19 protein-coding genes are annotated in these 19,007 nt (G+C 69.1%); 16 read left to right on the top strand and 3 right to left on the bottom strand.

Features of this window, described 5'->3' with window-relative positions:
- Positions 1-8 precede the first annotated feature (8 nt).
- Positions 9-2,069, top strand: coding sequence for a plasmid transfer protein TraB (traB, locus tag IOD14_RS43035; protein WP_212673086.1), 2,061 nt, complete (start codon positions 9-11; stop codon positions 2,067-2,069).
- Between the two features lie 167 nt (positions 2,070-2,236).
- Positions 2,237-2,683, top strand: a complete 447-nt coding sequence (locus IOD14_RS43030; protein ID WP_212673085.1) for a hypothetical protein — start codon at positions 2,237-2,239, stop codon at positions 2,681-2,683.
- 1 nt (position 2,684) lies between these two features.
- On the opposite strand, the gene IOD14_RS43025 is transcribed toward IOD14_RS43030, so the two are convergent.
- Positions 2,685-3,146, bottom strand: a complete 462-nt coding sequence (locus IOD14_RS43025) for a hypothetical protein (protein ID WP_212673084.1) — start codon at positions 3,144-3,146, stop codon at positions 2,685-2,687.
- Between the two features lie 155 nt (positions 3,147-3,301).
- Between IOD14_RS43025 and IOD14_RS43020 the strand changes: the two genes are divergently transcribed.
- From IOD14_RS43020 to IOD14_RS42995, 6 genes are all read left to right on the top strand, one after another.
- On the top strand, positions 3,302-4,012 hold the full coding sequence (locus IOD14_RS43020) for a DNA methylase (RefSeq protein ID WP_212673083.1): 711 nt from the start codon (positions 3,302-3,304) through the stop codon (positions 4,010-4,012).
- Complete coding sequence (locus tag IOD14_RS43015; RefSeq protein ID WP_212673082.1) at positions 4,009-4,836, top strand: bifunctional DNA primase/polymerase; 828 nt, start codon at positions 4,009-4,011, stop codon at positions 4,834-4,836. Before IOD14_RS43020 ends, IOD14_RS43015 begins: the two co-directional genes overlap by 4 nt.
- A 2-nt stretch (positions 4,837-4,838) precedes the next feature.
- Positions 4,839-6,314 (top strand): ATP-binding protein, encoded by a 1,476-nt coding sequence (locus IOD14_RS43010; RefSeq protein WP_212673081.1) that lies wholly within the window; start codon positions 4,839-4,841, stop codon positions 6,312-6,314.
- A 491-nt stretch (positions 6,315-6,805) separates the two neighbouring features.
- The gene (locus tag IOD14_RS43005; RefSeq protein ID WP_212673080.1) at positions 6,806-7,024 is read left to right on the top strand and encodes a helix-turn-helix domain-containing protein; all 219 of its coding nucleotides are present in this window, start codon (positions 6,806-6,808) and stop codon (positions 7,022-7,024) included.
- Between the two features lie 78 nt (positions 7,025-7,102).
- Positions 7,103-8,386 carry a site-specific integrase gene (locus IOD14_RS43000; RefSeq protein ID WP_212673079.1) on the top strand — a complete coding sequence of 428 codons (1,284 nt, stop codon included), beginning with the start codon at positions 7,103-7,105 and terminating at the stop codon, positions 8,384-8,386.
- An 846-nt stretch (positions 8,387-9,232) separates the two neighbouring features.
- On the top strand, positions 9,233-10,168 hold the full coding sequence (locus IOD14_RS42995; RefSeq protein WP_212673078.1) for a HEPN domain-containing protein: 936 nt from the start codon (positions 9,233-9,235) through the stop codon (positions 10,166-10,168).
- A gap of 121 nt (positions 10,169-10,289) precedes the next feature.
- Here the strand turns inward: IOD14_RS42995 and IOD14_RS42990 are convergent, their stop codons facing one another.
- Both IOD14_RS42990 and IOD14_RS42985 read right to left on the bottom strand, forming a co-directional pair.
- Positions 10,290-10,859 (bottom strand): GNAT family N-acetyltransferase, encoded by a 570-nt coding sequence (locus tag IOD14_RS42990; protein ID WP_212673077.1) that lies wholly within the window; start codon positions 10,857-10,859, stop codon positions 10,290-10,292.
- A complete protein-coding gene (locus tag IOD14_RS42985) occupies positions 10,856-11,623 on the bottom strand; it encodes a GntR family transcriptional regulator (protein ID WP_212673076.1) in 768 nt (255 codons plus the stop codon). The genes IOD14_RS42990 and IOD14_RS42985 overlap by 4 nt, the downstream gene beginning before the upstream one ends.
- Positions 11,624-12,401: 778 nt before the next feature.
- Here IOD14_RS42985 and IOD14_RS42980 point away from each other — a divergent pair.
- The 8 genes from IOD14_RS42980 (at position 12,402) to IOD14_RS42945 (ending at position 18,969) form a co-directional block, all read left to right on the top strand.
- Positions 12,402-12,665 (top strand): DUF6284 family protein, encoded by a 264-nt coding sequence (locus IOD14_RS42980; protein ID WP_212673075.1) that lies wholly within the window; start codon positions 12,402-12,404, stop codon positions 12,663-12,665.
- The gene (locus IOD14_RS42975) at positions 12,662-12,952 is read left to right on the top strand and encodes a DUF6303 family protein (protein ID WP_249126218.1); all 291 of its coding nucleotides are present in this window, start codon (positions 12,662-12,664) and stop codon (positions 12,950-12,952) included. Before IOD14_RS42980 ends, IOD14_RS42975 begins: the two co-directional genes overlap by 4 nt.
- Positions 12,949-13,956, top strand: a complete 1,008-nt coding sequence (locus IOD14_RS42970) for a DUF2637 domain-containing protein (protein ID WP_212673520.1) — start codon at positions 12,949-12,951, stop codon at positions 13,954-13,956. Before IOD14_RS42975 ends, IOD14_RS42970 begins: the two co-directional genes overlap by 4 nt.
- Positions 13,956-14,339: an RRQRL motif-containing zinc-binding protein gene (locus IOD14_RS42965; RefSeq protein ID WP_212673074.1), complete on the top strand. Its 384-nt coding sequence runs from the start codon at positions 13,956-13,958 to the stop codon at positions 14,337-14,339. Before IOD14_RS42970 ends, IOD14_RS42965 begins: the two co-directional genes overlap by 1 nt.
- 27 nt (positions 14,340-14,366) lie before the next feature.
- Complete coding sequence (locus IOD14_RS42960) at positions 14,367-14,672, top strand: hypothetical protein (RefSeq protein ID WP_212673073.1); 306 nt, start codon at positions 14,367-14,369, stop codon at positions 14,670-14,672.
- 88 nt (positions 14,673-14,760) lie between these two features.
- Entirely contained in the window at positions 14,761-16,326 is a 1,566-nt protein-coding gene (locus tag IOD14_RS42955; RefSeq protein ID WP_212673072.1) for a hypothetical protein, read from the top strand.
- Between the two features lies 1 nt (position 16,327).
- Entirely contained in the window at positions 16,328-18,430 is a 2,103-nt protein-coding gene (locus IOD14_RS42950) for a hypothetical protein (RefSeq protein ID WP_212673071.1), read from the top strand.
- Between the two features lie 233 nt (positions 18,431-18,663).
- Entirely contained in the window at positions 18,664-18,969 is a 306-nt protein-coding gene (locus IOD14_RS42945) for a hypothetical protein (protein WP_212673070.1), read from the top strand.
- Positions 18,970-19,007: the final 38 nt, after the last annotated feature.

The following is a 19,007-nucleotide window of genomic DNA, read 5'->3' as shown; positions in this document are numbered from 1 at the left end:
GTTGCACCATGGCTCACCAGTGGACCGACCAGGACGGACGCAGCTACCCGCTCACCGTCCCCGCCGGCACGAACGACGGGACGGGCGGCACCGTCCGCGCCTACCTCCTCAACCGGGCCAAGCCACACCTGCCGCCCTGGCTGGGCTGGGCCGGGACCGGCCTGGCCGGGACGTTGGGGCACTGGCAGTGGGGCGAGAGCGCCGCCGCCGGCGTCGGACTGACCCTTGCCTCCGTCGCGCTGACCGGCGCCACCTGGTGGGCGGGCAAGTCGACCAGCAACCAGCGCCGCCTGCACGCGGCCATCACCACGGCCGCCGGCTCCGCGTGGGTCACCGCCGCCTGCCTCGCCGGGCCGACGGCCGGGCCGATCGACGACCTGTTCCTCATGGGCGGCCCGGCGGTCGCGCTGTCGTGGAACGTGCGCATGGTCATGCGCCACAACCCCGACGGCACCACCGCCAGTTCGGACGGTGGTCTGCTGGAGAAGGTCGGACTCGCGCGGGCGCAGATCGGTGCGGCGAAGGTGGAGCCCAACCGGGTCACCGCGCCGATCGCGTTGCAGCCCGGCGAGCAGACCAACGACGACGTCACCAAGGCCCTGATGAAGATCGCGTCCGCGCTGGATCTTCCGACGTCCGCTGTGCGCTACACCCCGGACCCGGATTCCGTGCGCCGCGGTGAGCTGGTCATCGTCCCCGAGGACATGCTGTCCGAGGTCGTCGAATGGGAGGGCCCCTCCAACCTCGGAGGATCGATCGCCGAACCACTGGTCATCGGCCGCTACGACGACGGCTCCCCGCTGGTCATGTGGCTGCCCGGTGACCCGGACGCGGGCCGCAACTCCACCCACGGCCTGATCGCGGGCCAGTCTGGATCCGGCAAGGGCGACGCGGCGCTCAACCTGCTCACGGAGGTGCTCTCCCGCCGGGACGTCATCGTCTGGTTCTCCGACCCGAAGGCGTTTCAGGACTTCGCGCCCCTACGCCCGGGGTTGGACTGGGCTGCCGAGGGCGGCAGCCAGACCGAGGTGTTGGTTGCGGCTGTCGAGGCTGTCATCCCGGCCCGCACGCGCTGGCTCGGAGCCCACGGCTACCGCCAGTGGGTGCCCGCGGCAGCCGAGCAGCAGAACGACCCGGAGCACTCCTGCCGCCCCGACCGCCGCGCCTGCGGGTGCGCGGGGATGCCGTTCCTGGTCGCCTGGTTCGAGGAAGCCGCCAACACCCTGCGCAACCTCGGAGACGACGCCTTCACCGGCATCGCCCAAGAAGCTCGCTCCGCGGGCGTCTCCCTGATCGTGTCGCTTCAGCGGCCGTCCTACGACCAGATGTCCACCTCCACCCGCGCCTCCCTCCCCTCCGTGATCGCCCTCGGCTGCGACGCACGGGATGAGGGGTTCGCGCTGCCGGAGACGGTCATCGACGCGGGCGCCCACCCCGGCGCGTGGGGCAACCGCAGGCCCGGCTACTGCTATCTCGTCTCCCCCGGGATCGACGAAGCCCGCTACCCCTCCCCAGGCCGCACCCGCCGCTTCACCACCCGCGCCGTGCCCGTCATGGAACAGCTCGCGGCATGGGTGCAGCACAACGGCGCCACCGCCGACCCGATCACCGCTGGCGCCGCATCCTCGGTGGCTGGCCGTGCCTATACGGGCCGCACCACCGACGACACCGGCGCCGGCCCGCGGCCGGTTGCGCTGCACGCTGTCCGCGAGGAGGACGACATGGAGCACGGCGGTCTGCTGGTCGATCCGGAAGATGCGGACATCGACCCCGAGGCGGAGCTCCCGGAGGCGGAGGACGGCGACGACTCCCCGATCTTCGGGCAGGAAGCCGGCCGCAAGCCTTCCCCGGAGGAGGCGCGGCGGCTGTTCGCTCAGGCGCTGGCCGAGTTCGAGGACGCCGGACAGATGGTCGTCGGTCCGAAGGACTTCACCGACTGGTGCGACCGGCACGGCCTGTCCCGCTCCTGGGTCTCCCTGCGCCTCAAGGAGGCCGCACAGGACGGGCGGCTGGACGCCACGAACACCACCGGTCGGTGGCGGATCGTTCCCGCCCTCACGGCCGCCTGACACCCGTAACGCGTTACGTCTGCCTAACACCCAAACCCCTAGGCAGGCGCACGTGTTACCCGCCCTAACAGCGGCCGACCACACCCCTCACACCGTCACGTAACACCCGCCCGCGGGCCCGCCTCACACCCTGGCGCGGGCCCGCGGCTGTCCCGGAAGGAATCCCCATGGGGCACCTCGAACGGCCCGCGGCCGTCGAAGTCCATCAACCGACCCCGCTCCAGCCCGCCGTGATGACGCCGGCACCGATGGTCGCCGTCCAGCCGGGCGCCGTGCCGTCGGTCGCGAGCATCGTCCTGCCCGACGGCCGCGTCGTCACCGGCTACGCCATCAGCCCCGCACAGCCCGAACCCCTCACACCGAAGCCGCGCGTGTCCCGCGCGGCCGTCAACGTGGCCCTCGGGGGCGTGGGCTTCCTCGCCGTGTGCGGCGGACTGCTCCTGCTCACCACCTTCATCACCGCCCTGACCGCGCTCATCACCCAACTCATCACCCTCGCCGCCGTGATCTTCGGCGGCTGGATCGCCGTGCAGGTCCTCAAGCCGCACGGACGCCAGGGCGGGACCACGGTCAACATCCGCAAAGCGATCTTCAAGCGCAACCACTTCGGCTGACTCAGTCACCCGCGATCGGGTTGGCCGCCCAATGCCCAGAAAGTGCTGCCCACCAGTTCGGATGTTCGTTCACCACGTAGACGAAGGCCGGAGACGACGCACGCAGCAGGAGTGCGTAGTCCTGCCACCCGTCGGAGCTGCGGATCTCAGGGTTGAGGTCGTTGACCATGAGCCCGTAGTCCACGGTGTCGGCGAGCATGCGCAGGAGATTGAGAACGCGCCATCGCTCGTTGCCCTCCGCCGGCAGTTCGAGGCCGCCGTAGAAGTAGCCGTGCAGCTCAGGCTCTGCAGCGATGAAGCTCTCGACGTAGTGCAACCGTTCAAGTCCGTTGTACCGCGCCGTAGCGCCGGCGATTCCGTTGTTGATCGCTGTCTGGCGCGTGAGCTCTCGCGTCTGCCAGGCAGAAACGAGCAACGAGGCCACGACACCGATGGACGCAATCACCCCAAATATGTCGGCCACTCGATCCCCCAGGTCGAAAGTACCCGGGCACTACCCAAAGCCACTGATCGAATAACGAACCACCCAGCTACGCCAAGGGCGACCCCTCCGTCTCGGCAAAGTCGCGGGGCCGCCCTTGTCAGCCAGTCACCATCAAGGAACTGGAGACATTCAGCATGACCCAACCCACCGACATCCGGCGAGCACCCGCCGCCTTCCGGCGCTTCCGGGTCCTGGACACCTACTGCTGCATCGGCGGCGCCACCGCTGGCTACAGGCTCGCGCTGCCCGGCTGCCACGTCACCGGCGTCGACATCCAGGCGCAGCCGGACTACTGCGGTGACGTCTTCCACCAGGGCGACGCGATCGAGTACATCCGCGCCCACGGCCACGAGTACGACTTCATCCACGCCTCCCCGCCCTGCCAGGGCGAGGGCGCTCCGACCAAGGGCACCAACCGGGCCAGGAACGCGGCGATCGGCCGCACCTACCCCAGGCTCATCGCCCCGACCCGGGCCGCCCTGCGCGCGACGGGTCGGCCGTTCGTGATGGAGAACGTGGCCGGCTCCGAAGTCCGCAAAGACCTCCGCCTGTGCGGCGAGATGTTCGGCCTGGCGGTGCTCATGCACCGCTACTTCGAACTCGGAGGCTGGACCACCGCACAGCCCGCCCACCCCAAGCACCGTGGCTACGTGCGCGGTTGGCGCCACGGCATCTACCGCGAAGGCCCCTACGTCGGCAAAGCCACCGCGGACGAGATCCGCGCCGCCAAGCGCATCGACTGGTCCACCGATCACCTCCATCTGCGCGAGGCCCTGCCACCCGCCTACACCGAGCACATCGGCCGGGCCTTCCTCGCTTCCCAGACGCTGGGGGTGGCAGCGTGAGCAACCACCTGCGCACCGCCCTCCGACTCGCGGCCGAAGGGCTGCCCGTCCTGCCGCTGCGCAAGGGCAAGGTGCCCTTCGCCAACTGCCCCGCGTGCCTGTACACCTCGTGCGGCGGGCGCCCGAATATGAAGACCCCCGGCCCCTGCACCTGCCCCGCCCCCTGCCACGGCTGGGCCGCCGCCACCACCGACTCCACCGTCATCAACTCGCCGGCATGGGCGACTGCATGGCAGGGCGCCGCGGCGGTCGCCTACCACCCCGGCGGCGCCGGCCTGACGGTCGTGGACTGCGACAACGCCGACGCTATCGCGTGGGCCCGCGAGAGCCTGCCCGCCACCCGGATCGTGCCCACGACCCGCGGTGAGCACTGGCTCTACCTCGGGACGATGCCGTCGGCCAACGGCGTGCGGCCTGGCGTGGACATCAAGTCGACCATGGCCTACGCCCGCTGGCTCGGGTCCGGTACCGGCACCCTGGTCGCGCTGCCCGACGTCGTGCGCGCGCTCACCGCAGCCAAGCCCGCGGGCCCCGTACCCATGAAGGTTTCCGCGCCGGCCGGGGGCGGGGAATGCCGCCACCGCACCCCCGCCTACCTCGAACGCGGCATCGCCATGGCGGAGCAGCGCATCACCGAGACGTCCAGCGGCGTGCACACGGCCGTGTACCGGACGTTCCTGGCCGTGCTCGCCACGCACGGCCGGTGCGGCTGCCTCACCGAGGACCACATCGCCCGCCTGTTCACCGCCGCTCAGGCCAAGGGCGAAACCGCCCGGCACTGCACCGACGCGTGGACCAACGCCCGCACCCGGTTGGGGCTTTGAGCATGGACGACGACGACAAGAACCCGGCCCGGAAGGTCATCGCGGACTACGCGCAAGAGCGCTTTCGCTACTTCCGCACCGCGGACGGCACCGTCTACGCCCAGCGCAAGGGCCACCCCGTGGCCCGCCCGATCCGCTCCCAGGGCACCACCGGCAGCCACCGACAGGAACTCATGGTCGGCCTGTTCAAGGACGGACTCGGCACGTTCAACGGCACCGCGATGAAGGAGGCACTCGACTTGATCGAAGCACTCGCCCTCACCGAGCAGGTCCAGCCCGTCCACATCCGCGTCGCCCCCGGCCTGGACGGGGCCACCTGGCTGGACCTGGGCCGCAACGACGGCCAATCCGTGCGCATCCACCCCACCGGCTGGGACATCGCCGTCCCCAACCCGAGCGAAGTGTGCTGGCGGCGCACCCAGCTCACCGGCGAACTGCCGCTGCCTGCCAAGGACACCAACGGCAAGGGCATCGACCAGCTTTTCAGGCTGTGCAACTTCGCAGGCGCCGAGACCGAGTGCCTGGCCATGGCCTGGCTGATCGGTTGCCTGGAACCCTCCGTGCCCGTCCCCGCCCCCTTCCTCACCGGCCCCCAGGGCGCGGGCAAGTCCACCGGCGGGCGGATGCTGATCCGGCTCATCGAAGGCATGACGGGAGACCTGCGTCGCGCCCCGAAGGACGAGGACAACCTGATCGCGGCCGTGGCCGCGGGATGGGTCACCGCACTGGACAACCTCTCCCACATGACCCCGGACCTGTCCGACGCCATGTGCTGCATCGTCACCGGAGCCGAGTCCGTGAAGCGGGCGCTGTTCACCGACGGAGACGTCTTCCGCGCCCGCTACCGCCGCCCCCTGCTCCTGACCGGCATCGACGTCGGCGTCATCCGCCCCGACCTCGCCGAACGCCTCCTCCCGCTCCGCCTGGAACGCCCGAAGGTACGCCGCACCGAAGCCGAACTGTGGACGGAATATGCGGAAGCGCTGCCCGTCATGCTCGGCTCGCTGCTGGATTTGACCGTCAAGGTCCGCGCCGCCACCGCCGTAACGCCGACGGACCTGCGGATGGCGGACTTCGCCCACCTGTGCGCACAGCTCGACCAGGCCATGGGTCTCGGGGCTCTGGCGGCCTACCGGGCCGGGCTGGACGACCTCAACGACGACGTCATCGAAGGCGACCTGCTCGCGCAGACCGTGCTCCAGTACGCGGCCGGCATGCACCCCGGGGCGCAGGAGCGGATGACGTCCGCGGAGTGGCTGCACCTCCTCACCCGGCTCTACAGCGGCGAGGACTGCCGCCCGCTGCCCAAGGGGTGGCCGACCACCGGCAAGGTCCTCTCCGACCGCCTCAAGCGCCTTCAGCCCACCCTCGCCGCCCGCGGCCTCATCGTCGACTGGGGACGCACCAAAACGGCCCGCTACATCGAACTCACCGAACCCGCGCCGGCACCCGGACCGCAACAGGAGCCCGCGTTCTGAACGCGAGGTCACCGCGCAACAGCAAGAAGAGCACCCGGCACGACGCGGCGATGGGTGCTCCTCTTGCTGTTCGGTGCGCAGCACCGCCCCAAGGACGTGCCGCGCAGCGGCCCCTTCTTCGCGCTCTGAGCCGCGCACAACAACAGACACCACCCCCTCTCTTTCCTAAGTAGGGGAAGGCTGCGTCACCTGCGTCACCAGCGACGGAAAACACCCCCTGACCAGCAGAGAAGACGGTGACGCAGAGCCCACCCGTCTGCGTCATCGTGCGTCACCTGCGTCACCACCCGGTGACGCAGGTGACGCGGCGGTGACGCAGCCCCACCGTGCTCCGTCACCAATAACCGCAGGTCAGCGACCTGAATGACGCAGGTGACGCGGTGACGCAGAAATCCGAACCTCGGACAGGTGCCAGCCCCGCCATGACCAGAGCCTCGAATTCCCAGAGGGGCTTGAACCCCACGGTCGAACGACGAAGGAGAGTCCTCCGCATGGACACGGCCCAGCTCGCCGACGCCATCGACACCACCCTCGTTCTGCTGACTGTCGAGGAAGCCGCCCGGCGCCTCCAGATCGGCCGTACCACGTGCTACGGGCTCATTCGCTCTGGAGAGCTGGAGTCCATCGACATCGGTCGTCTGCGTCGCGTGCCCGCCGATGCGCCAGCCGCGTACCTCGCTCGCCGACGCGCGGCACAACGAGCTGCTTGACCCCACCCACCTGAATCGGCGGGCAGTTCTTCGGGACTGCCCGCCCTGTCCTGACAGCGAGAAAGCAGGAGTCTGCCCGTGGCAGAGAAGAAGAAGGGCACCCGCCGTGCCAACGGTGAATCCGCGATCTACTTCGGGGCGGATGGCCGTTGGCACGCTCGCGTGCCGATGGGTTTCAAGGACAACGGGGAGCCCTACCGCCGGCATCTGACGCGCAAGACGCGCGAAGACCTGGTCGAGGAAGTCAAAAAGCTGGAGAAGCAGCGCGACGCGGGTTCGGCGCAACAGCCCGGCAAGGCGTGGACGGTAGAGAAGTGGCTTCAGCACTGGGTCGAGAACATCGCCAAGCCGACCGTCAGCGAGAACACCTACGACGGCTATGAGGTCGCCGTTCGCGTGCACCTCGTGCCCGGTATCGGCAAGCACCGCCTTGACCGCTTGCAGCCCGAGCACCTGGAGAGCCTGTACCGGCGTATGCAGGCGAACGGGGAGCGCAAGGCCGGTACGGCTCACCAGGCCCACCGCACCGCCCGAACCGCGCTGGGGGAGGCGGTACGGCGCGGCTACGCGGCGAAGAATGCCGCCGCACTGGCGAAACCGCCCCGGGTGGAGGAGGACGAATCCGAGGTGGAGCCCTACTCCGTCGAAGAGGTCCAGTGCTTGTTGCTCGAAGCCAACAAACGACGGAACAGCGCCCGCTGGATGCTGGCCCTGGCACTCGGACTACGGCAGGGCGAGACGCTCGGACTGCGCTGGTCTGACGTCGACTTGGACAATGAGTACCTGAAACTGCGCCGGAACCGACTGCGCCCCCGGTACGAGCACGGGTGCCCCGAAGCCTCGCCGTGTGGCCGGAAACCGGGGTACTGCCCCGCCAAGGTGCAGGTGCGGCGTGAGACCAAGAACACCAAGTCGCGCGCCGGCCGCCGCGCCGTGCCCCTGCCTGGCCCGCTGGTCGCCATGCTCCGTGCCCACCGCGAGACGCAAGCGCATGAGCGTAAGGCGGCCGGCGACCTGTGGACCGAGTCGGATTACGTGTTCACCAAGCCGCTCGGTGGCCCGCTGAGCCCGAACACGGACTACCACGACTGGAAGCGTCTGCTCGAAGACGCGGGGGTTCGGGACGGCCGGCTGCACGATGCCCGGCACACGGCCGCCACCGTGCTCATGCTGCTCGGTGTCCCGGCCCGGGTCATCGATCAGATCATGGGGTGGGAGCCGGGCACCTCCGCGAGCATGCGGGCGAGGTACCTGCATGTGCCGGACGCCATGCTGAAGGACGTGGCCCGGAAGATCGCCGAAGCCATCTGGGGAACTCCCGAGACACCCGCTGTGGACAAAAACCAGGACAACGGGGTCTGAGGACAACGACGAAGGGCCCCACCGCGAACGGTGGGGCCCTTCGACATCGTGCCCGGTGAGGCACTGGCGGAGGATACGAGATTCGAACTCGTGAGGGGTTGCCCCCAACACGCTTTCCAACTCTGCTGGTCGCTGTTCCTGGTAGTTCAGGCCCGTTCAGATCCTGTGTGTCGCCTTCTGCTGGCTAGGTCTTGAACGAGCGTGAACTGCCACGGATGAGACTGCCGTTGAGACTGGACGACAGGTCCGCACGTCGCCTACCCGTAGTTCTCCAACAGATCGGCGAAGTGCCCCAGGCCGTGCTCCCTGAGGTACGGCAGAAGAACATGCCGAGGCGGCTGCACACTGCGATAGGGATTGGTGCACGGTCCGGTGAAGAGGCCTCCCCCTGGACCAGTAGACAACCCGCCTCCCGGACCTGTGGAAAGTCCCCCTCCTGGGCCAGTTGAAAGCCCACCTCCCGGACCCGTGGAGAGCCCGCCTCCGGGGCCGGTGGAGAGCCCGCCTCCGGGCCCTGTTGACATCCCGCCTCCCGGGCCGGTGGACATGCCGCCTCCGGGGCCGGTGGACATCCCGCCGCCGGGACCGGTGGACATGCCGCCTCCGGGCCCTGTTGACATCCCGCCCCCGGGTCCGGTGTTCCTATCCCGCGGCCAACCTTTTCGAGTAGTCATACATCGAAGTTTGGCACCAGCCACTGACACAACCTTGGAGACCGTGTTGTCCCGTGGGGCTGCGCGGCATTGACGGCCCGCCATGTTCGTACGTCTGGACAAACGAAATCGGGCGGACGTGGGCCTTTGGCCTGACGCATAATTAGACGCAGGCGATAGGGAAGGATCGCGCATGGGTACGTACTACGCGCCGCTCGCAGGTCTTATTCCGGAAGGGTTCTCTGAGCCTACTCAAGCAGGAGCATATGGGTTGGTCCCGCGAAAGTGGGAGGTCAGCCTATTCGATTGGGCGGAGTTGGGCAGCAAGCATAATCTCCATATCCCGTACACGGTGGGCGACACGCGACTTAAGGGCTGCAATCTGGAGCTGGCCATAACGGGGGAGTCCATCGAGGATGCGCAAGAGAAAATTGCCCCGTTCCATGTGATGATGTACGCTCGCGAATTTCACCCCTTTTCGGTCCAGTTCATTTCCAGCCACTCCATAAATGAATATGCAGGGATATGCTCGCGAAAGTCGAGCTATGGAATCGACCTCCTCCCGGAGGGGCTGCGGGAAGGGATCACCAGCGACACGGCGTCTGTAGAGATTTGGGGGGCGCCATACAGCTCAGGCTCTTCAACCCGCAGGGAGGCCCTCAATCGATCCGTCACGCCGAACCTGTTCGCCCAGGTGGCTGAGGATGTTGAGAAGTGGATAGGCCTCCGCGATAGGTACCCAGTCTGCTTGTTCCTTGAGCGCGTTCTGACTTCCAGCCCAGTAGTTCCTGACGTCGGGCAATCGCTTCTTCATGTCTGGACTGGCCTGGAATCGATATTTCCTAAGGTTCAATCCGAAGTCAGCTTTCGGCTTGCCCTTTATCTGGCTCAACTCCAGTCCCCTTTGGGGGATCGGCAAGATTTCTTCCAGCGGGCAAAGAGATCCTATGGAGATCGGTCGAAGGTGGCCCATGGTGGCGTCATTAAGACCAAAGGTGGAGTGGATCCTTGGATGGAGGCTTGGAGTATTTTGACGCACACAGTACGTGCGATTCTTGAACGGCGCAGCATTCCAACGGAAGAGGATCTGATCCAAGAGCTTTTGGCGGCGGCTGATGCCGGTGGTTGAATCGGTGATTCCCGCTCAACCCACCACTCGCTCCCACGCTCCCCACGATGTGCCCGCGGCCAGGAGCGGCGCCCCCTCCGTTTGGCCGGAGGATGGCCGCAGAGGTTGCTGAGGCCTGGACTCAGGCTGCAAAAGGAAGGCGGGCGGGCTCTGGCGTCCGATCCGTGAATCCGTGATCGGCCAACCGTGCTGGCCGCTGTGCGAGCCAACCGGAAACCCGTGGACCACCGTTCACCGCTCCGCCCTCCCGGACCGTACGAACGTGCTTGAAGCCCTGTTCGAGGTAGTACCGCTGGAGCGCGTCATTCGTGGTCCATGCGTCCAACCGAATCCACCGGGCCCCTGCACGCCGCGCCCGGTCGCCCGCCCAGTCGAGCAGTCGACCGCCGAGGTGCTGCCCGGCGTACTCGCGGGCCACAGTGAGCTTGTTGATGAACATCGACGGTTCGGTCAGTTCGTCGTCAGTCCAGAGGCCGTCTTCGGCGTCAGGGGTGAGCGTGATGGTGCCGGCCGTTGTGTGTCCGTCGCGGAGCATGAACACTGTGCCCGCTTCGATCGTGGCGAGGAGCTTGTCAGCCGGATACGGGCGGCTCCACTGATCAGAGCCGAGCCCACGTAGCCAAGCAGCGGCCTCCTCGCGGAAGGCCAACAGCTTGGCTACATCGTGCGGCTCTGCAAGCGTGATGATCACGTGTTCTCGCTCCGGGCGGCCAGATCGCCAATCTCGTAGTTCATCCGGTTCAAGTCGCCCCGGAAGGTGGTGATGGTGCACCGGATCGGGCGGTCAGCCGAGTAGCCGGTTCGCGTCCAGAGCAGGACCGGTACGCCTGCTCCGACCTCCAACAGCCGCGCCTCTTCCGGGGTCGGCATCCGCGCGGCGATTTCGTCGAAGTACCCGATCTGCTCGATGCCTTGAGCAGCCAGGTATCGGGTTGTGCCCTCTTCGATGTCTCCAGGCTCAGCCAGTCGCGGTGATGCGTCGACCAGCCACGATGGATAGTAGGTGGCCTGAGTGGACCAAGGGACGTCGTCCACGTAGCGATGACAAAACCGCAATACTGCCGTCGTACCGGGCTCGACCTTCAAGCGCTCAGCGACCTCTTGCGGCGTCGGCAGCATCTCGACTCGGAAGGTCTGGTGCGGCCGGCGCCCCGCGTTGGTCACGTCCGTGCTGTAGGCGTCACCGTTCTGCGGGAAGGTCAGGTTCTCGAAGCGGGAGGCGTTGAGTTCGAACACTTCTTGCGACTTCACCTCGTAGCCAAGCCCCTGGCTGGACGAGATGAGACCCTCTCCGACCAGCAGGCTTAGGCCGTTCCTGATGGTGTTCCGCGACGCGTCGAACCGCTGCTGTAGGTCGTTCTCGGAGGGCAGCCGAGCGCCGGGCGCGTAGGTGCCGTTGGCGATCTCGCGACGTAGGACGTCCGCGACTTGTCGGTACTTCGGCTGCTTGCTCATGCCCTCATCATGACGCACTCGCGCAACTTGTTGGTACATGCAGGCCCAACCCCCTTGACGACTCACTGTCCGTGGTGCAGCATCACTGCATCAGCTTGTACCAACAAGTTGAGCAGGTGGTCCAACACCATTGAGTGTGTCCGCCTGCGCTGACAGCGCCCGGAGGAAAGCCCGCAGGGGCGAGTACGAAGGAAGCGGCCGTTGGTTGAAAACTGAACAGAGCGTCAGTCGACGGGGTCTTATCCCCTGTCCCCGCAACGGCCCGGGTGATGGCCGCTGGCGGCCACTTGAAGGCGGGTGTACCTGTCCCGCCGCTGCGTTCCAGCTCTGGATGAACACTCGTGCGGATCATCCCTTCCTTTCGGGAGGTCAACCGCTCGTGGTGCCACCTGGTGCGCGCCGCCCTGCTGGCGTCAGAGCAGTGACGATGACGCGCCCGACGTTCCCGGCTCGGGGCCGGTCCGCTGTGGCAACGGCGTACCGGTGAAGCCGTGTCCCTGCGATCTGTGGGAGGTCGGCATGGGCCGACGACATACCGAGGCGCCGCCGCGATGGACCGGCCGGCGGCGCTGCTGCTCTTTCCGGTCCGTCCTGGTTTCGCAGCGCTGGACGCTGCGGCCGGCTGCCTCTCCCGCCCGTACCTCGTTCCGCCTTGCGGCCGGGGGACGGGCGGGAGCGCGGGGAGCCGGATTGACCGACTTCAACGGCGCGCGGCTCCCGGGGTGCCACCCGGGAGCCGCTGTTCGGGCCGTTCACCTTCTGAGAGGACCACGACCCAATGAACCCCATCGTGACTGTTCAGGATGCTGTTACCGCGTTCGCCGACTACATGGAGCCGACGGATGCGGAGCTGGACGCGATTGACCGCGAGATGCCGGTCATCCTCGCGGACATTGACCTGCTGGACGCGCACATCGCCACCCTCGACCGCACCCCGAGCGAGCTGGATCAGCGGCGCATCCGCCGGGCCCGCCGCCGAGCGCTGGCCGCGCGGGTGGAACTGATCAACCACACGGTCACCGCCTCGGGGGTCGGGGCGTGACGGCACAGACGTTCACGGCGCAGATGTCCGTGTTCAAGGGCCAGTGGCGCCTGTACGTGGTGCTGCTGAACACCACCGACCCGTGGCCGGAGTTCACCTTCGCCGGCTCGCTCGCGGTGCCGACGTTCACGCAGCGCTCCGATGCGCTCAGCGTGCTCGGCTTCGAGTCGGTACCGGCCGCTGAGTGGCAGTGGACCGAGGACAGCGACACCCCGGAGGACCCCGCTTCGCCGGTCGTTCTGATCGCCGCGACGCGGGTGCGTTCACGGGAGGGGTGGGGAGCGTGAACGCTGTTCAGATCCGTTCAGCCGAGCGCGCCCTGTCGGTCGGTACGTGGCTGATCGTGGCGGGCGCGATGCTGTATTCGATCCTGACCGTCACCCCGCTCGCCGCCGCCCACACCCCCGACAAGTGGAAGTGGACCGCCCCGATCCTGCCCCTGGTTGTGGATGCCGCGGTGGTCATCGTGGTCCGCCTCGATGCAGTGCTGGCCCGGCTCGGAGGGCACGGCGGGAAGTGGCCGATCGTGCTGCGCTGGATGACCGGCTGCATGACCCTCGCCCTCAACGTCGCCGACTCCGCCCTGCACAACGACCTGGTCGGGGTGGCCGTGCACGCGGTCGCACCGCTGCTGTTGATCGTCACCGCGGAAACCGGGCTCGCCTACCGGCGCGCGATCGCCGCGGCCGTAATCGAGCTGGAGGCGAGGGAGCAGGCGCAGCGCGAGGCCCGTGAGCGGGTGATTGCCGAGCGGCGCGAGACGGCCGCCCGGCTGGCCCGCGAGGAGCGCGAGCACGCCGCAGTGTTGGCGCGTGAACAGCGTGAACACGAAGCCCGCCTGATCCGCGAGCAGGCCGAGCGCGAGGAAGCCGCCCGCCGCGAGGAACGCGAGCAGGCCGCGGCCCGTGAGCGGGTTGAGCGGGAGGCGCGTGAACGCGCTGAGCGCGAGCGTGAACAGCAGGCTCGGGAGCGTGAACGCCGTGAACGGGAGGCCGCTGAGCGTGCCGAGCGGGAGCGGGCCGCGCGGGTGGAGCGTGAACGCCGTGAACAGGCTGAGCGCAAGGCACAGGCTGAGCGTGAACGCGCCGCGCTGCTGGCCGCCGGGCCCGCCTCGGAGAAGCTTCCCGAGGAGCAGGCGCGGGCGACGGTGCAGGCCGCGTTCGAGGCGGGGCTGTCGGTGCGGTCCGCTGCCGAGTTGTGCGGTTGGTCGGTGGGGTGGGTGTCCACCCGCTACCAGGAGTTCCGCGATGCCGGCCACCCCGTATTCGAGGCTGACGGGGCGATGCTCTGATGCCCACCGCATACGCGAAGTGCTTCGACCCGAACGGGGCCCGCTTCGGCATACCGACCTACCCCTGGCGCATGGCCCCCGACGGCTACGCCACGCGCCGCCAGCTCCGCACGAGGGGCTTACGGCCCGGCGGGCAGCCGATCGCAGCTCAAGTCATGCGCATCAACCGCCGCCGCGGCACGCCCCGGGTGGCCTTCCTGTACCGCGAGGACCTGGCCAAGCCGGTCCGTCCGATGACGTCGCGCAAGTGGGGCGCTCTCGCGCTGGCGATGCTCGCCCGGCGCACCTGCCCCCGCTGCCAACTGGACGTCGGTTACTGCATCCCCACCTCGCACGGCATCTGCGGCCTGTGCCTGGTCGCCGAAGAACAGCGCGCCGCCTGAACACCCCACCCCTGCAAGGGAGTTTGAGTGAAAACCACGCGTCACCGCGCCCTCACCACGGGCGCCGCCGCTGTCAGTGCGGCCCTGTCTATCGCCATCGGCGTGCGGCTGTCCGCCTACGGCGTGCCCGTCGCACTGCTGCTGGCCTGCTGCCTGTCCTGCCTGGCCACCTTCACCAGCCTGCTCTTCCGCGTGATCGACGCCTGGTCGACAACGACCCATCGCTGCACGCGGCCCGGCTGCGACTTCCGCGTCAGCCTCACCCACGCGGACAGCGCGGAAAGCCGCAGGTGGCAGGAGATCGCCGCCCGGCACCCCCACCGCACCCACTGAACTGCGCATTCAGCCCTGATTCGGCAGGCCCGGCCACCGCCTCCTACAGCACGGCCGGGCCCTACTCCCCTGAAGGAGTGCTCACAGCATGACGGAACTCAGCACCGAGCCGGTAGTAGCCCCGGCTCCCCCCACCGCACCGCCCCCACCGCCCGACGCCCCGCCCACCGCCGCGAAGGATGCGGCGGAGGTGGAGCACTCGCCCGGTGGCTGGCCGATCGTGCCGCTCGCTCTGTCCGGGGCGAACAGCACGGTGGGAGCGGTCGCCGCCGCCTCGCTGGCCGGCGGGCCGATCGCCGCGGCGGTCGCCGCCACCGGCATGGTGGTGCTCGGCACGGTCGCCGCCACCCGCTCCCGTAAGCCCAACTCCCGCCGGGAGGCGCGCCGTTCCGCGGCCCGTGCTGCCGGCCGTTCCGCCGCCCGTAGTGCTGGTCTGCGCAGTGGCGGAGCAGGCACCCGCCGCAGCTCCGGAAGTCGTTCGGCAGGTTCGCGTACCGGTCGCTCGGGTGGCGGGTTGTCCAAGCTGCCCGGCCAGCACCGCCGCACCACAAGCGCCGCGACCAGCGGAAAGACGCTGGGCAAGAGCGGTCACGGCGCGTCCAAGCACCCGGCAACCCGCACCGCGGCTGGGGCTGCAGGCCGGGTCGGGCAGGTCAAGGCGCTGCGCGCTTCGCAGAAGGCCGCAGCGGGTTCACGGGCCGGGCAGCGGGCGCAGACCACCAGCGCGCGCCGCGCGGTCGCCGACGCGCGCCGCAACGCCAAAGCCGCCGCCGGCAACACCCGGCTCGGCAAGCGGGCCGGTCTGGCGGGCCGCCTGATGGGCGGCGCCGTCCGCAAGGCGCGCGCTACACGGGACGCGGCGATCGCCAAGCAGCGCACCAAGCGCGACGCGAAGACCGGCGCCGCGGTCGCCGGGCAGCGCGCCACCATCCGCAAAGCCCAGGCCCGCGCGGCGGCGCGCAAGGCGCTGCGCAAGTCCGCAGCCCGCTTCCACGGGCGGCGACTGCTCGCCGCGCTGCTCGCACTGCCGGTCGGTCTACTGGGCTGCCTGTCCACCTGGATCGGCCGCAAGCTCAACATCCCCGCCCTCATCCACCCGGGCCGACGCCTGTACCGGCGGATGGTGCAGAGCGCGGGCGAGCAGCGCGCGGAGCGGGACGAGGAAGCCCGCAAGACCCTGCGCGAGCAGGAGGCCGCCGCCGATGCGGAGGCCGCCAAGGACGGCACGGAAGGCATCGCGGACAGCGTCGAACGCCCCGCGGCCACCGTCCCCACCAGCACGGTCCCCGAGGTGAGTGAAGGAGAGCACGTGTCCGGTTTCCAGTTCGAAGAGGCCGCTGCCGAGATGGAGCAGGCCGCCAACCAGTACGACCCCGAAAACGCCATGGAGATCCTCGCCATGGTCGAGGGACTCCCGGCCGCGCTCACGTCGGTGGCGAACGTGATGAAGATCCTCGCGGAGCGCTCCGACTCGGAGTTTCCGCTGGAGAAGGAGGTCGCGGACGGCTTCAACGACATCTTCGGCGCCGTGATGAGCGCCGTGGCGGTCGCGGAGGACATGGGCCCGCTGTTCCGGCAGGCGCACGAACAGGACATCGCCCGCCACGAGGACCCCCGCAACGGCACCGAGGCTGAGAAGGGCTGGAACGTCTGAGATGAGCAGCACCGCCACCGCCAAGAAGCAGCAGAGCAGTGGCCCGGTGCTGGACTGGGCGGCCGGTCACGGACCCGTGACCGGCGCCCTGTCCGCCACCACCGGAGCCTTCGCCGTCGCCACCACCGGCGCCGCAACCGCCATGCCCCCCGGCTGGGCCCTCGCCGTCGGCGCCGCCGGCGCCCTCGGACACACCGTCGTCGGGCTGCGGGTGCGCAACGCCGGCCGCACCCTCGCCACCCGCGCCGCCTCCTGGCTCGTGGGTGCCGGATGGACCACGTGGGCCATGACCCACGGACCGCTCACCTGGGCCGCACTCGGCTCCCTCGCTACGATCGGTGTCGGGATCGGTGCGGCGGCCCGCTCTTCCGCGCTGTTCGAGGAGGCGCGCGAGGAGGAAGCCCTTGCGGCCGAACAGCGGCAGGTCGCCGCGGAGTTGTCCGCGGAACGGCGCGCGATCGCCTCTGAGTGGGTGGAGCGCATCCAGCGGGTGTGCTCGATCACTGTGCGCGTGGTGGGGGTGGAGATGTGGGAGACCGGCGCCGGGTTCTCCCTCGACGCCGAACTCCCGGCCGGCGGGGCGACCTGGAACAAGATTGCTGCCGAGTCGCCGCGGCTGTCCGCTGACGCGCGCCTGCCGCACGGCTGCACCGCCACCGCCTCCCCCGGCGTCCACCAGGGCCGCGTGATCATCGACGTCACCACCGTCAACGTTCTGGAGCAGGAGCGGACGTACCCCACCGACTACAGCGTTCTGTCCCTGCACACCGGCATCCCGTGGGGCTATCGGACGAACGCGGAGCACATCCTGGCCTACCTGCGCGAACAGTGCGCGCTGGTGGTCGGCCCGACCGGATCAGGCAAGACGAACATGGTGCACGCGATCCTCGCCGGATTCGCACGCGCCGAAGACGTGCTGACCTGGGTGATCGACCTCAATGCCGGTTCGGCTGGTCTGCCCTGGGTGCTGCCCGCCCTCAACGGGGACATCGTGCGGGAGGACGGCAAGCCGGTCCGGCCCGGCATCGACTGGCTCGCCGGCACCTTCGACGAAGCCGTGACCATGCTGGACACGGCTGTACGCGTGGCCAAGCAGCGCAAGATGGGCTATCAGGACCTGCTGTCCAAGGCCAACACGGACCTGCTGCCGATCAGCCCGCGGATTCCTCAGATCATGCTGGTCATCGACGAGGGCGCGGAGATCCTCGCCAGCTCCGACCGGCAGATGCGCAAGCTCGCGGAGAAGATCCTGGAGGTCATCCGGATCGCCCGCGCCATGGGCGTGCGCACCGTCCTCACCGCCCTCGGAGCGACCGGCAGCGTGCTCGGCAACCTGATGATCCGCCGCGAGGCCAAGGTGCGCGTCGCGCTGACCGGCGGGGAGACCGAGGGCATGGACCTGGGCAAGATGTTCCCCGGCTCCCGCGGCCTGCGCGTGGACCAAGCCCCCTACAAGGGCGCCGGGTTCATGGGCACCCCCGAATCCCCGGCCGCGCTGTTCAAGGCGTGGCGGATCCTCCCCAACCAGATCCGGGACATCATCGCCGCCACCTCCGACCGGCACCCGCTCCTGGATGACGTGTCGGTCAAGGCCGCGGGCCCCGCGTACGCGCGGCGCTGGGACAGTGAGCGCATCGCTTGGATGCGCGATCAGGTCGTCACGGACGATGCCAACGACGTGCCGACTGGCGGGGCGGGAACGGGACTGCGGCTGTCGGCCCTGAATCCGCGGCCGGAGTCGCCGGAGGAAGAGCTGGCGCGCCGGTTCCGCGAGGAGATCGACGCCCAGTTCGCCACCGCACCCGACCCGAACGCTCCGGGCGGCGACACCCCGCCGCCCGCCGCAGGCGGGTTGAACCTGTCGGCGCTGCGGGGCGAGCAGGACAACCCCGCGCAGCAGGCCGCGCTCGCCGCGCTGCTCGCCGCCGGACCCGAGGGCACCGGAGCATCCGCGATCGCCCGGGCGCTCGTGGACGCCTACGGCACGACCCGCCAGACGGTCGTGGGCTGGCTGAAAACGTGGATGGAGGACGGCACTGCCGTCCGCGTCGGTGAGGGCACCAAAGCCCGCTACGTCCACCGCTCCCACGCCCCCGGCAACTGATCACTTGTCGCTTGTCGCCCCTGCTCTCAAACATGCCGCCTGCCGGGTCCCGGAAGCCCGGAAACGGCTTGTGAGCTGGGAGGCGACAAGCGACAAGACAAGACAAGCGACAAGCCAGACGACAAGCCGCACGACAAGACAAGCGACAAGCACAACGCCATCACGCAACCCCGCCGCACGGGCCCGCGCCACCTCTTGGCGCGGGCCCGCGGCACACCCCGAGGGAGCCGTAAATGAGCCAGCACACCCCGCCCGACCAGATGGCCCCGCACATCCCCGCCGACGCCTACCAGCGCGCGCAGGCGACCGGACAGCCGGTCGTGTTCGTCATCCAGGACAACACCACCGCGGCCTTCCCCTGGCAACGCCTGCTCATCCCGTTCGCCATCGCCGGCGCCGCCGCGCTCGGCACCTGGGGCGTGGTCGCCGCCCTGTGCTGGCTCATGGACGTCGCCGCGCACACCGCCACCGTCATCGCCAGCGCGGCCGGGCCGATCGGCGCCGGCGGCATCACCTTCAAGGTCTTTTCGAAGAAGTAGCTACGCCAAGGGCGGCCCCCACGTCTCGCCAAAGAACC

It is taken from the genome of Streptomyces sp. A2-16, assembly GCF_018128905.1.
Classification (GTDB): Bacteria; Actinomycetota; Actinomycetes; order Streptomycetales; family Streptomycetaceae; genus Streptomyces.
Note: the sequence above shows the minus strand (reverse complement) of the source record. Positions and strands in the feature narration are given on the sequence as shown.

Bases quoted from the DNA above. Each gene is read 5' to 3' on its own strand.
- IOD14_RS43005 (WP_212673080.1), top strand. From the start codon at position 6,806: ATGGACACGGCCCAGCTCGCCGACGCCATCGACACCACCCTCGTTCTG.
- IOD14_RS43010 (WP_212673081.1), top strand. From the start codon at position 4,839: ATGGACGACGACGACAAGAACCCGGCCCGGAAGGTCATCGCGGACTAC.
- traB (WP_212673086.1), top strand. From the start codon at position 9: ATGGCTCACCAGTGGACCGACCAGGACGGACGCAGCTACCCGCTCACC.
- IOD14_RS42950 (WP_212673071.1), top strand. From the start codon at position 16,328: ATGAGCAGCACCGCCACCGCCAAGAAGCAGCAGAGCAGTGGCCCGGTG.
- IOD14_RS42965 (WP_212673074.1), top strand. From the start codon at position 13,956: ATGCCCACCGCATACGCGAAGTGCTTCGACCCGAACGGGGCCCGCTTC.
- IOD14_RS42980 (WP_212673075.1), top strand. From the start codon at position 12,402: ATGAACCCCATCGTGACTGTTCAGGATGCTGTTACCGCGTTCGCCGAC.
- IOD14_RS43030 (WP_212673085.1), top strand. From the start codon at position 2,237: ATGGGGCACCTCGAACGGCCCGCGGCCGTCGAAGTCCATCAACCGACC.
- IOD14_RS42985 (WP_212673076.1), bottom strand. From the start codon at position 11,623: ATGAGCAAGCAGCCGAAGTACCGACAAGTCGCGGACGTCCTACGTCGC.
- IOD14_RS43020 (WP_212673083.1), top strand. From the start codon at position 3,302: ATGACCCAACCCACCGACATCCGGCGAGCACCCGCCGCCTTCCGGCGC.
- IOD14_RS42995 (WP_212673078.1), top strand. From the start codon at position 9,233: ATGGGTACGTACTACGCGCCGCTCGCAGGTCTTATTCCGGAAGGGTTC.
- IOD14_RS42955 (WP_212673072.1), top strand. From the start codon at position 14,761: ATGACGGAACTCAGCACCGAGCCGGTAGTAGCCCCGGCTCCCCCCACC.
- IOD14_RS42945 (WP_212673070.1), top strand. From the start codon at position 18,664: ATGAGCCAGCACACCCCGCCCGACCAGATGGCCCCGCACATCCCCGCC.